The sequence below is a fragment of the Streptomyces hawaiiensis genome (genome assembly GCF_004803895.1).
Taxonomy (GTDB): domain Bacteria; phylum Actinomycetota; class Actinomycetes; order Streptomycetales; family Streptomycetaceae; genus Streptomyces; species Streptomyces hawaiiensis.
In genome coordinates, this window is the sequence record NZ_CP021978.1 from 6,791,696 (window position 1) to 6,804,373 (window position 12,678).

At 72.1% G+C, this 12,678-nt stretch carries 11 protein-coding genes; 5 read left to right on the forward strand and 6 right to left on the reverse strand.

From position 1 onward, the window contains the following. Positions 1-64: 64 nt before the first annotated feature. The 5 genes from CEB94_RS31250 to zapE form a co-directional block, all read right to left on the reverse strand. The gene (locus CEB94_RS31250; RefSeq protein ID WP_175435356.1) at positions 65-949 is read right to left on the reverse strand and encodes a slipin family protein; all 885 of its coding nucleotides are present in this window, start codon (positions 947-949) and stop codon (positions 65-67) included. 171 nt (positions 950-1,120) lie between these two features. Next, positions 1,121-2,605, reverse strand: coding sequence for a SulP family inorganic anion transporter (locus CEB94_RS31255; protein ID WP_175435357.1), 1,485 nt, complete (start codon positions 2,603-2,605; stop codon positions 1,121-1,123). A gap of 8 nt (positions 2,606-2,613) precedes the next feature. After that, on the reverse strand, positions 2,614-3,195 hold the full coding sequence (locus CEB94_RS31260; protein WP_175435358.1) for a carbonic anhydrase: 582 nt from the start codon (positions 3,193-3,195) through the stop codon (positions 2,614-2,616). Between the two features lie 81 nt (positions 3,196-3,276). Then, positions 3,277-3,705 carry a hypothetical protein gene (locus tag CEB94_RS31265; RefSeq protein ID WP_175435359.1) on the reverse strand — a complete coding sequence of 143 codons (429 nt, stop codon included), beginning with the start codon at positions 3,703-3,705 and terminating at the stop codon, positions 3,277-3,279. A 198-nt stretch (positions 3,706-3,903) separates the two neighbouring features. After that, positions 3,904-5,007 carry a cell division protein ZapE gene (gene zapE, locus CEB94_RS31270; protein ID WP_175435360.1) on the reverse strand — a complete coding sequence of 368 codons (1,104 nt, stop codon included), beginning with the start codon at positions 5,005-5,007 and terminating at the stop codon, positions 3,904-3,906. Positions 5,008-5,044: 37 nt separating this feature from the next. Between zapE and CEB94_RS31275 the strand changes: the two genes are divergently transcribed. From CEB94_RS31275 to msrB, 4 genes are all read left to right on the forward strand, one after another. Next, a complete protein-coding gene (locus tag CEB94_RS31275; RefSeq protein WP_175435361.1) occupies positions 5,045-5,860 on the forward strand; it encodes a pyrimidine reductase family protein in 816 nt (271 codons plus the stop codon). 245 nt (positions 5,861-6,105) lie between these two features. Further along, positions 6,106-6,579 (forward strand): beta/alpha barrel domain-containing protein, encoded by a 474-nt coding sequence (locus tag CEB94_RS31280; RefSeq protein WP_175435362.1) that lies wholly within the window; start codon positions 6,106-6,108, stop codon positions 6,577-6,579. Positions 6,580-6,660: 81 nt separating this feature from the next. Next, on the forward strand, positions 6,661-8,052 hold the full coding sequence (murC, locus tag CEB94_RS31285; RefSeq protein WP_175435363.1) for a UDP-N-acetylmuramate--L-alanine ligase: 1,392 nt from the start codon (positions 6,661-6,663) through the stop codon (positions 8,050-8,052). Positions 8,053-8,066: 14 nt separating this feature from the next. Beyond that, on the forward strand, positions 8,067-8,474 hold the full coding sequence (gene msrB, locus CEB94_RS31290) for a peptide-methionine (R)-S-oxide reductase MsrB (protein ID WP_175435364.1): 408 nt from the start codon (positions 8,067-8,069) through the stop codon (positions 8,472-8,474). Between the two features lie 8 nt (positions 8,475-8,482). Here the strand turns inward: msrB and CEB94_RS31295 are convergent, their stop codons facing one another. After that, positions 8,483-11,392 carry an ABC transporter substrate-binding protein gene (locus CEB94_RS31295; protein ID WP_175435365.1) on the reverse strand — a complete coding sequence of 970 codons (2,910 nt, stop codon included), beginning with the start codon at positions 11,390-11,392 and terminating at the stop codon, positions 8,483-8,485. 220 nt (positions 11,393-11,612) lie between these two features. Here CEB94_RS31295 and CEB94_RS31300 point away from each other — a divergent pair, with 220 nt between their 5' ends. Continuing rightward, entirely contained in the window at positions 11,613-12,671 is a 1,059-nt protein-coding gene (locus CEB94_RS31300) for a LacI family DNA-binding transcriptional regulator (RefSeq protein ID WP_175435366.1), read from the forward strand. Positions 12,672-12,678: the final 7 nt, after the last annotated feature.

Genomic DNA, 12,678 nt, shown 5'->3' on the forward strand with positions numbered 1-12,678 from the left:
GAACTGTGATCCCGCTGTGTCTATCACCTGGTGCGGGCGGCGGGAACCACGCGCGTAGCGCGGGTCACTGCTCGACAGTGCGCCGCAGCTCGTCCAGGGCGTCCCGGGCCTGCTCCGTGCGGTCGGCGGCGCGCTCCGTGATCTCCGAGCGGTCCGTGGTCTCCGCGTGTCCGGCGCGCTCCGCGGGGGGCTGCTGGCCCCGTTCCAGGAACCGCAGGAGTTCCACCGGGATGGGCAGGACGAGCGTGGAGTTCTTCTCCGCCGCCACCGCCATGACGGTCTGCAGCAGCCGGAGCTGGAGGGCCGAGGGCGTGTCGGCCATCTGCTGGGCCGCCTGGGACAGCTTCTTGGAGGCCTGGTACTCGGCGTCGGCGTTGATCAGCCGGGCACGCCGCTCCCGGTCGGCCTCGGCCTGGCGGGCCATGGAGCGCTTCATGGTGTCCGGCAGGGAGACGTCCTTGATCTCCACGCGGTCGATGGTCACGCCCCACTCCACGGCCGGGCTGTCGATCATCAGCTCCAGGCCCTGGTTGAGCTTCTCCCGGTTGGACAGCAGGTCGTCCAGCTCGCTCTTGCCGATGATCGAGCGCAGCGAGGTCTGGGCCATCTGCGAGACGGCGAAGCGGTAGTCCTCGACGTTGACGATCGCGGCCGCCGGGTCCACGACCTTGAAGTACACCACCGCGTCGACCCGCACGGTCACGTTGTCGCGGGTGATGCCCTCCTGGGCGGGGATCGGCATGGTCACGATCTGCAGGTTGACCTTGCGCATCCGGTCCACCGCGGGGACCACGAGGTTGAACCCGGGCCGCCGCACGTCCCCGTGCAGGCGCCCGAGCCGGAAGACGACCCCGCGCTCGTACTGCTTGACGACCCGCGCCGCGGAGGCCACGTACACCAGCGCACCGGCCCCGACCGCGGCCACCACGCCGACCAGCTCTTCGACCATGCCGACCTCCCCGTTCAGAGGTCCGAATCCGCCTGTTCCTGTAACGATATGCTCGAAATGGGGCGGGCGGCCATGCCCAGGGGTCCGGGACGGAGCGGGGGCGGACACGCGTGGTCCGGGGCACGCTGGGTGCGCGCCCCGGACCAGGGACTGGGTGAACCGGTCAGGCGGCTAGGCGGCGGTCACCTTCTCCGCCCCGGCCTCCTCGGACTCCGTGACCTTCACCGGCTCCGTGCCGGTCGCGCTGTGGCGTGCGGCCCAGTTCTCCAGGGCCGTGCGGCAGGCGTGGTCCAGGTGGTGCAGGCCCGAGAGATCCAGCGTGACCGGGCGGTCCTGCGGCAGGCTCTCCAGACTGTCGAGGATCTTCGGCAGCCGCAGGAAGGTCGCGTTGCCGGACAGGTACGCCTGGATCGGGCCGGCGCCCTTGTCGATGATCTCCAGCTTGATGTGCGAGGCCTCCCAGGCGGTCTTGACGACCGACAGGGCCAGACCGATGAGCACGCCCTCGAACATGTTCACCGCGACGATCGACACGGCGGTGACGACCAGGATGAGCGCCTCGCCCCGGTGCTCCTTCCACAGCGGCACGATCTTGGCGAACGGGATCAGCTTCCATCCCGCGTGGACCAGGATGCCGGCGAGGGCGGGCAGCGGGATGAGCGCCAGCGTGGCCGGCAGCAGCGCGGCGAACAGCAGCAGCCACACGCCGTGCATCACCCGGGACGCCTTGGTCCTGGCGCCCGCGCTGACGTTGGCGGAGCTGCGGACGATGACCGCGGTCATCGGCAGTGCGCCGAGCACACCGCAGATCGTGTTGCCCGCGCCCTGCGCCATCAGCTCCTTGTCGTACTGGGTGCGCGGGCCGTCGTGCAGCCGGTCCACGGCGGCGGCGCTGAAGAGGCTCTCGGCGGAGGCGATCAGGGTGAAGGCGATGATCGTGCCGATGATGCCGACGCCCAGGCCGCCGAAGGCGTCCAGGCCGGGCGGCTGGATGGAGTCCAGCAGGCCCTTCACCTCGACGGTGGCGACCGGCAGGTCGAACACGGCGGTGGCCGCGATCGCCAGGATCACCGCGGCGAGCGCGCCGGGCACGGCCTGCACCCGCTTGGGCAGCTTCTTCCACAGCACCATCACCGCGATGGTGGCCGCGCCGAGCACGAGGGACGTGAGCGCCGCCGTGCTGCCGGCCGCGTCGACGGCGGCACCGGGCAGGCCCAGGATCTTGTCGATGCCGGAGGCGGGTGCCTTCAGTCCGGCCGTCGCATACAGCTGGCCGGCTATGAGCACCAGACCGATTCCGGCCAGCATGCCCTCGACGACCGAGACGGATATCGCGCGGAACCAGCGGCCGAGCTTCAGCGCGCCCATGACGAGCTGGAGCAGACCGGCGGCCAGCACGATGATGCCGAGCGCGGGCAGTCCGTACTGCCGGACCGCCTCGAAGACGAGCACGGTCAGACCGGCGGCCGGCCCGGACACCTGCAGGCTGCTGCCCGGCAGGAATCCGGTGACGAGGCCGCCCACGATGCCGGTGATCAGGCCGAGTTCGGCCGGGACACCGGAGGCGACGGCCACACCCACGCACAGCGGGAGCGCGACCAGGAACACGACGAGCGAGGCGGTGAAGTCCTGCCTGAGGTAAGGGAACTTGGTCATGGCTCCCCTCACAGCTTCTCGAAGGAGTCGGTGTCCGCGCGGTGTTCGAGCACGGTTCCGGTGTGCACCTCGTAGAACCAGGCGCGCAGGCCGAGCCGGCCCTCGGCCAGCCGGCGCTCGACGCAGGGGTAGGACCGCAGTCGCAGCACCTGGGTGAGGGCGTGGTTCTGGACGGCCTCGGCGACCGTCGGGTCGGCCGGGTCCGAGCACTTCGGCTCGTCGGCGGCGCGTGCGAGCCAGTCGCGCACGGCCGGTACGGCGGCGAGGTCGTCGCCGCGTACCACCGCGCCCACGGCGCCGCAGTGCGAGTGGCCGCAGACCACGATCTCCTTGACGCCGAGGACCTCCACGGCGTACTCGATCGTGGCCGCCTCCGATGTGGGGTGCTCGAAGGAGTGCGGGGGAACTACGTTGCCCGCGGTGCGCAGCTCGAAGAGCTCGCCGGGACGGGCGCCCGTGATCAGGGCCGGTACGACCCTGGAGTCGGAGCAGGTGATGAACAGGACGTCGGGGGACTGGCCCTCGGCGAGGTGAGCGAACTCCTCAGGGCGCTGTCCGAAGCTGCGGGCGTTGTCGATGAGGGGTTGCATGAGTGTGGTGACTCCTCCTGGCGCGCAGTGGGGGCGCGTCGGACGGGCATGACAGGGGGGTGGGGGGAACTGCTCTGCTGCTCAGCAGCGGAAGACCTGCAGTGCCGCCGGGGTGTGCGACGTCGAGGATCTCGACGTGCGCTGATGCGCGGCGCCGGGTCTGACCGGTTCGTGTGCCGTCGGCTGGATGTGCCGCTGCAGCGGCCGCTCGGGCGCCGAGGGCGCCGGATCGGCCGTGTGGGAACGGTCGCGGGTCCGCAGGGGACCGGTCGGGTCCCCGTGGTGTCCGGCGCGGCAGGTGGCCGTCTCGTCGCGCAGAGCCTTCCCGGGGGACTTGTGTCCGGGGCGCGAGGACTTTCCGGAGGGCTTCAGCCCGGGTTGAGCGTTGGCCTCGGCTTGACCATGCGTATACGCGGATGCGAAGGACGCGGTCGGTGCGAAGAACTGGAGGGCGAGCAGGGCGGCGGCGAGGATCGAAACCACGGTCCGTGCCGTCGTACCTCGGTACATGCGCCCCCCTTCAGATGAATCGCACGTCTAGCGTGGACCAATAGTTGGTCAATGGCTGGTCAAGAAACACGTTAACCCTGCAAGGTCGTTTGCTGGGTTAACTTAACGTTTCAAGCTGAAGAGAGCCTGAAAACCGTAGGGGGGTTGGCTTGAACGAGCCCTTCCCCTCCGGCGGTTGGTGCGGTATTGGGGTTGTGGTTACCGGGCGTCCACCAGTTTGCCCGCGTCGCGGGCGAGGGCGGTGAGCCGGGAGATGGCCCGGAAGTACTTCTTGCGGTAGCCGCCGTTCAGCATCTCGTCGCTGAACAGCTGGTCGAAGGGCAGGCCCGAGGCCAGCACGGGTACCTCGCGGTCGTAGAGCCGGTCCGCGAGGACGACGAGCCTGAGGGCCGTCGACTGGTCGGGAACCGGCCGCACACCGGTGAGGCACACGGCCGTGATCCCGTCGGTCAGAGCGCCGTACCGGCTGGGGTGGACCCGGGCCAGATGCTCCAGGAGGGGCGAGAACTCGTCGAGGGAGGCGCCCTCGGTGGCGTGCGCCGCGCCGGTCACCTGTGCGTCGGAGTACGGGGGCGGCGCCTCGGGCAGACCGCGGTGGCGGTAGTCCTCGCCGTCGATGCGCAGGGCCCGGAAGTGGGCCGACAGGCCCTGGATCTCGCGCAGGAAGTCGGCCGCGGCGAACCGGCCCTCGCCGAGCTTGCCGGGCAGCGTGTTGGAGGTGGCGGCGAGCGCCACGCCCGCGTCGACCAGCTTGCCGAGCAGGGTGGAGACCAGGACGGTGTCGCCCGGGTCGTCGAGCTCGAACTCGTCGATGCACAGCAGGCGGTGGCCGGACAGCGTCCGGACGGTCTGCTGGAACCCCAGGGCGCCGACCAGGTTGGTCAGTTCCACGAACGTGCCGAACGCCTTCAGCGCGGGCTCGGCCGGGGTGGCGTGCCACAGGGACGCCAGCAGGTGGGTCTTGCCGACGCCGTAGCCGCCGTCGAGGTAGACGCCGCGCGGGCCGGCCGGGGCCTTCTTCGGCGCCTTGCCGAAACCGAACAGCCGCCGCTTGCCGGACCCTGCGGCCGCTCCCGAGTCGAGGCCCGCCGCGAAACCCTCCAGGACCCGGACGGCCTCCGTCTGGCTGGGCTGGTTCGGGTCGGGGATGTACGTGCTGAAGCGGACCGAGTCGAACCGCGGCGGCGGCACCATCTCGGCGACCAGCCGGTCCGCGGGGACACGCGGCTCACGGGCGCACAGGGACAGCGGGGCCGGGTCGGTTATGGGGCCGGATCCGGAGGGGGCCAGGGGAGAGGACACGGTTCACCATGCTACGGCGCGTGGAACACTGCACGGCATGCGACGTCTGTTCCCTGTGACCGATGAAACAGCAGCTCCGGCGCCGGACGGCGCGTCCGGCGAGGGCGCCGGGCGGGAGTGGAGCCTGGACGAGCTGGCCGCCGCGTACGCCTATCCCGAGCCGGGGCCCGGGGGCCCCGTGCCGTGGCTGCGCGCCAACATGGTCTCCACGCTGGACGGGGCCGCCCAGCACGACGGCCGTTCGCAGCCCATCTCCAGCGCCACCGACATGCGGATCTTCGGCACGCTGCGGGCACTGGCCGACGTCGTGGTCGTCGGCGCGGAAACCGTACGCAAGGAGGGGTACCGGCCGGCACGCGCGCGGGAGGACTTCGCGGCCCTGCGGGAGGCGGCCGGGCAGCGGCCCGCACCCGCGATCGCCGTGGTCACAGCCAGTCTCGACCTGGACTTCTCGCTCCCGCTGTTCACCTCGCCCCTGGTGCCCACCCTGGTCCTCACGGGCGCCGCGGCCGCCCCTGACCGCGTCGCCACCGCCGAGAAGGCGGGCGCCCGGGTGGTGACCGCCGGGGACGGCATCGGCGTGGACCCCGCCCACGCCGTCCGGGCCCTCGCCGACCTCGGCCACACCCGGCTGCTCACCGAGGGCGGCCCGCGGCTGCTCGGGCAGCTGGTCGCGGCCGGCGTGCTCGACGAGCTGTGCCTGACGCTCTCCCCGATGCTCACGGCGGGCGAGGCGCAGCGCATCGCCGGAGGGCCGGCGGTCACGGTCCCGCACCGTTTCGGGCTGGTGTCGATGCTGGAGGAGGACGGCTTCCTGTTCACGCGGTACGGGCGGACCCGGCCGGCGTACTGAAACTCCGGACCCCGGGTACAAGGTGCCGGCGGCCGGGAAGGCCGGCCGGCCGGTACGTCCGCAGGCGGGGGCAAAGGTCGCCGCTGGTCCGTTCATCGACGGAATATGCCGTTCCGTTTGGTTTTCGGAGGGCACACTGATTCCGGCAGTACCCGTGCGATCACGGGGCAGGATGGTTTCCGCAGGGCCCGGCACGGCCCGCGGAGGAGTGGGGCCACGGGCCCCCGGAGCAGAAGGGGCGCCTGGTGTTCACAAGCGTATTGATGATCGAGAAGGCGCTGACGTCCGCCGACGTGGAGTTCGTCACCACCTTGCACGGGGAGGAGCAGGTCTCCTTCCAGGTGCTGCTGCAGCCGCGCGGCGAGCAGGCGGACCGCTTGCTGCGCGCCATCGACGACGTGGCGCTCGGCGAGCTCGACGAGGCCGTCCGCGAGGGGGAGACGCCGGAGGGGGAGGAGGCGCTGAGCGTGGGGCAGCGGGCGCTGGAGGTGTCACTCGCCGCGCTGCGTGCCTCGGGCAGTCCGGCGCAGGGGCGGCTGATCGAGGACCATCCCCTGGACGCGCTGAAGTCCCTGGTGGAGGAGGCCGGGGCGGACGAGGTCATCGTGCTGACCGACCCCCACTACGTGGAGGAGTTCTTCCATCGGGACTGGGCGTCGAGGGCTCGGCACAAGGTGGGGGTGCCGGTGCTGAAGCTGTTCTCGCACAGCAAGGCGTAGCCGCCCGGGGTGTCCACGACGGTGAACACTTCGGCATAGGCTGTGCCGCTGAACGTTCCGCATACGTACAGGGAGACACGCATGGCACCCGGCCTTCCCACCGCCATGGACCGACCGCACTTCATCGGGATCGGTGGGGCCGGGATGTCGGGGATCGCGAAGATCCTCGCGCAGCGCGGGGCCGTCGTGGCCGGCAGCGACGCCAAGGAGTCGGCCACGGCCGAGGCGCTGCGGGCGCTGGGCGCGACCGTGCACATCGGGCACGACGCCGGGCATCTCGCCGATGACGCCAGCTGTGTGGTCGTGTCGTCGGCGATCCGGCGGGACAACCCCGAGCTGGCCCGCGCGGCCGAGCTCGGCATCCCCGTCGTGCACCGGTCCGACGCGCTCGCCGCGCTGATGGACGGGCTGCGGCCGATCGCGGTGGCCGGTACGCACGGCAAGACGACCACGACGTCGATGCTGGCCGTGTCGCTGAGCGAGCTGGGCCTGAAGCCCTCGTACGCGATCGGCGGGGACCTGGACGCGCCCGGCTCCAACGCGCTGCACGGCGAGGGCGACATCTTCGTCGCCGAGGCGGACGAGTCGGACCGCAGCTTCCACAAGTACGCGCCCGACGTCGCGATCATCCTCAACGTCGAGCTCGACCACCACGCCAATTACGCGTCGATGGACGAGATCTACGAGTCGTTCGAGACGTTCGTGGACCGGATCACCGAGGGCGGCACACTGGTGATCGCGGCCGACCACGAGGGCGCCCGGGAGCTGACGCGCCGGGTCGCCGGGCGCGGCGTGCGCGTGGTGACGTACGGCGAGTCCGAGGACGCCGGCGTGCGCATCCTGTCGGTCGAGCCGCAGGGGCTCAAGAGCGAGGTCACCGTGGTGCTGGAGGGCGAGGAGCTGACCTTCGCGGTCTCCGTCCCCGGCCGGCACTACGCGCACAACGCGGTCGCCGCGCTGGCGGCGGGCGTGGCCCTCGGCGTCCCGGCGGCCGAGCTGGCCTCCGCGATCGCCGCGTACACGGGTGTGAAGCGGCGCCTCCAGCTGACGGGGGAGGCCGCGGGCGTGCAGGTCATCGACTCCTACGCGCACCACCCCACCGAGATGACCGCCGACCTGGAGGCCATGCGCGCGGCGGCCGGTGACGCCCGCATCCTGGTCGTCTTCCAGCCCCACCTCTTCTCGCGGACGCAGGAGCTCGGCAAGGAGATGGGCCAGTCCCTCGCCCTCGCGGACGCCTCGATCGTGCTGGACATCTACCCGGCGCGTGAGGACCCGATCCCGGGCGTGACGAGCGGGCTGATCATCGAGGCGGCCCGGGCCGCGGGCGCGGACGTGACGCCGCTGCACGACAAGGCGGACGTCCCGTCGGCCGTCGCGGGAATGGCGAAGCCCGGTGATCTCGTTCTCACCATGGGAGCGGGCGACGTGACCGACCTCGGCCCGCACATCCTGGACCGTCTGTCGAACTGAGGGGCTGGAAGCTCATGGCGTACGACGTCGAGAAGCCGGACGAGAAGTGGCGCGCGGAGCTGTCCCCGGGCGAGTACGCCGTTCTGCGGCAGGCCGCCACCGAGCCCGCCTTCACCGGTGAGTACACCGACACCAAGACCCGGGGCGTCTACTCCTGCCGCGCCTGCGGCGCGGACCTGTTCACCTCCGACACGAAGTTCGAGTCCCACTGCGGCTGGCCGTCCTTCTTCGACCCCAAGGACACCGACGCGGTGGAGCTGATCGAGGACCGGTCGCACGGCATGGCGCGGACCGAGGTGCGGTGCGCCCGGTGCGGCTCGCACCTCGGGCACGTGTTCGCGGGCGAGGGGTATCCGACGCCCACGGACCAGCGGTACTGCATCAACTCGATCGCGCTGCGGCTGGCTCCCGAGGAGGGCTGAGGCGGCGCTCAGCGGATCGGGCACTCCTTCCGCGTGAGGGGCTCGGTGTTCCCCGCGGTGCGGCTGCACACGACCCGGGGCTCGGAGGTGCCGTCGCCGGTGCGGCGGACCTCCTTGAGGACGATGCTGTGCCCGGTGCGGTCCCCGTACAGCGGGGCGCGGGTGAAGTCGATGGTGCCGGTGGCCATCCCCTCGATCTTGACGTTGCGCAGGTTCACCCAGGTCGAGGCGCGGCTCTGGGGCCGGTCGTCGCGGGTGGCCGCCCAGAACAGGGCGTGGGTCGCGTCGTGGGACAGGGCGGTCTGGCCGCTGGCCAGGGCGGGGCTGTCGGGGCGCAGGCGGTCGCCCCGCAGGCCCGGCAGGTGCTTGGCGGCGTCCAGGTAGAAGGACGTCCTGTCGGCGGCCGTCAGTTCGGCCAGGGCCGCGTGGTAGAGGGTCACCTCCGGGGCGACGGACTGGCCGCCGTCGGTGAAATCCGCCTTGGACAGGTCGTCGCCGGTGAAGACGGCCAGGGGCTTCCCGGCGCAGCCCGGCTGGGTGCCCAGCTGGGTCATCAGGGGATCGATGTCCTCCACCCGGCCCGCGAAGTAGATCACCGACGGGACCTCGCCGACCCGGCAGATCTCCTGCGCGTGCGAGCGCAGTTCCGGCTTGCCGCCGCTGAGGGTGTAGCGGCGCTGCTCCAGCGGCGTGAAGCCCTGCCGCCGCAGCATCCCCTGGCCGTAGCGTGCCTGTTCGTCGGTGTACAGGTCGTCCGTTCTCGCCGTGTCGCGGGCGAGGACGAGGGCGTACTGCCGTCGGCCCGGTGTGCGCAGCTGGGCGGCTATCAGGCCGAGCTGGCGGGTCTGCCACTCGTCCGTGGCGGCCAGGCTGAACCAGTTGGCGAACTCACGGGGCAGATAGGTGGCGGAGTTCGTGCCGGAGACGACCGGCAGCCCGGCCTCCATCAGGGTGCGGGTCGTCGCCCGGCTCGATTTCAGGTCGCGGCCGGTGCCGACGACCCCCACCACGGTCGGGTCGTGGGCCGCGTAGGCGGCGATCGCCTCGGCCATCTCCTCCTGGTGGCCCAGGTCCACACCGCCGTTGGCGAGCAGCACACGCAGCTTCACGCTGGAGTCCTCGTTGATGACGGCCTGCGCCAGATACACGCCCGCCAGTTCCTCGGCGCCCTTCACCAGCGAGGAGCCTGCCGCGGGGTCGGCGCTGAGCGGCCCGGCGTAGACGACCGTGACGTACTTCCCGGCGTGGTGGGCGAGGACGTCCTCGTTCCGCCGGGCGATCCCGTCCTCCAGTTCGGCCACCGTCCAGGGCGGGTCGTCGTCGGCCGTGAGGGTCTCGACCTCCTCGCCGGGCCCGGGCGTGCGCAGCCAGTCGGAGAAGCGGACGCCGTCCGTCGCTATGCCGATGCACTCGGTGCCGCCGCCGGGCGCCTCCTCCCACCGGGTGTCCCGGTTCGCGGTCAGCAACGACGCCGAGCAGTACCGGTCGTTCAGGGCGTCGGCCCGCATGACGGTGCCGGCGGTCAGCAGGGCGATCACCAGGACCAGGGTGTGCAGGGCCCACACCAGCCGGGCGAACGTCGGCCGGGCCGAGGCCCGCCGGTGGGGGCGGCCCTCCTCGACCGGGCCGAGCTGGTCGTGCGGCAGCGGGATCTTCATCACCCACGGCAGCACGGACCGCTCCCGGCTGGGCGACTGCTCGGCGCGCAGGTTGTGCGCCCACTCCCGGTACCAGGTGAGCAGCCGGTCGCCGAACTTCGGCGGCACCGCGTCCGGCACGGGTGCCGTCAGCACGACGCTGCGCTCCAGACGCGGCACGTCCTGCGCGCCTACGGCCGCGACCACGAGCAGCGGGTCGAGCTCGCTGCGCCGGCTGCGGACGTCGCTGATCGCGCGGATCAGCTCGATGCCGCCGTTGCGGTCGTCCGCGTGCGGCAGGAACAGCACCGGCGGGCGCGGCCGTTTGAAGCCGCGCAGATCCCAGCTCCAGCGGCGGTGGTTGTCCCGCAAATCCTCCCGCAGCGCCAGCACGCACAGCTGGAGGTGGAAGTCGCCGCCCGCCCTGAGTGCCTCGGCCACGCCGTACGCCCGGGCCGCGATCGCCTTCCAGGACCTGACCGGCCGCAGCAGCGAGACCTCGGTGGGCTGGTCCTGGTCCGCCGCCCTGAGGAAGGTCGTCGTCATGAACCAGCGGCTCTCCCGCCGCAGCCAGAGGAAGATCGGCGCCCGCCCGGGCAGGACGTAGTTCAGCACGGTCAGCAGCAGCAGGAAGACGAGACCGGCCGACACGGCCACGTACCAGTCGCTGCGCGCCAGGAGCGCGGCGAGCACGGTGATCAGGCTCGCCGGGAGGATGTGCGCCATGTCGAACAGCGGCAGGCCCGAGCGCCAGCGGGCGGTGTTCTTCGGTCTCCAGCGCTGCTCGGCCAGCTGGTTCAGCAGCAGCTGCCGCTGGTGCTCACCGGCCTCGGCACTGCCCTGGGCGGGTGCCGGCCAGGTGTCGCCCAGTGCGGTGACCGCGTCGTCGATGGCGTGCACGAGCCGCAGCCGCGGGAAGGCGTAACGCCGGTAGACCGCCTTCGGGCCGCCCCACTTCTTCGGGTCGCTCAGCGCCCGCACCATGGCCGCGGCCCGGCGCACCTCCGTGGCTCCCTCATAGGCGTCGTCCTGGGCCATCGCGCAGCGTGTGCGGTGCGCTCCCTGCCCCGCGTGCAGCTGCCGGACCAGCCCGGCGACCGCGGCGTCGTCCTCGCCCTGCTCCGCGTGCACGACGAACACCGGCATCGGCGGCTCGGTGCTCGTACGGAAGTCCTGGATGAGGACTTCCAGCTGGTTCTGGAGGTGGACCCCGGCGCCGGTGTCCGGCGTGCCGTCGTGTCCCCCGGGGCAGTTCGGCGGCATGCGATCGGCGCTCACCATGGGCAACCCCCGTTCACCTTCGGTGACTTACGAGGTTAGCCGGTGCGGATGTTGTGGGAGAGGGGGACGGGCGAACTCCTGTTTCATCCCGGGTCATTGACGCCACCCGCCCGGATTACCACACTGGTTTGACTACGTAGTCAAGAAGGCGCCCGTCTCGCACTGGGATCAGGGTGACCACGTAGTCCCTCGTGTCGGCCGCCACCCCCTGGGGGACTTCATGACGACGACCGGAGCCGCCGGTGGGCGACGCCGCCGCGGACCCGGCATGACGGAGGTCGCCCGGGCCGCCGGGGTCTCGCAGAAGACCGTGTCGCGGGTCGTCAACGGCGAACCGCACGTCAGCCCCGAGGTGCGCGACCGGGTGCTGAAGGCCGTCCGTGACCTGGACTACCGGCCCAACACCGCGGCACGGGCCCTGCTGCTCGGCCGCTACCGGCGCATCGGCGTGGTCTCGCTGGGCAGTTCGCTCTACGGCCCCTCCACCCTGCTCATCGCCCTGGAGCGGGCGATGCGGCGGGCCGGCTACTCCGTGGCCCTGGCCAGCACCCTGGAGGGACAGCGGGTGTCGGTCGCCGTGGACGCGCTGCTGGGGCAGGGCGTGGACGGGATCGTGCTGTCCGAGCCGATCGACGACGGCACCCCGCTGCGGCTGACCGCAAAGGTGCCCGTGGTCAGCCTCGGGGAGGGCGCCGAACTGGCGCCGGGTGCCGGGGCCGTGGTCGGCGCCGACGGGGTCGCGGCGGCCCGGCTCGCCACCGAGCACCTGCTGTCCCTCGGCCACCGCACCGTCTGGCACATACCCGGCCCGCAGGACTGGTGGGCTGCCCGCGACCGGCTGCGCGGCTGGCGCGAGGCCCTCGCCGCCGCCGGGGCGCCCGAGCCGCCGCTGCCGTCGCCGGGCGACTGGAGCCCGGCCTCCGGGTACGCCGCCGGACGGCAGCTCGCCCGGCTCCGCGATGTCACGGCCGTGTTCGCCGCCAACGACGACATGGCCATCGGCGCCCTGCACGCGTTCGCCGACGCGGGCCGTGCCGTCCCCGGTGACGTGAGCGTCGTCGGCTACGACGACATCCCCGCCGCCGCCCACCTCTGCCCGCCGCTGACCACCGTCCGGCAGAACTTCGCCGCCGTCGCCGACCGCGCCGTCGACGTGCTGATCGCCCTGATCGAGGGCCGCCCCGCACCGGCCGGACCGGCCGACCGGGCGGTCGAGCTGACCGTACGGGCCTCGACCGCGCCGGTACGCGAACCGGACACCGCGCCCTCCCGCCCGTAGCCGCCCC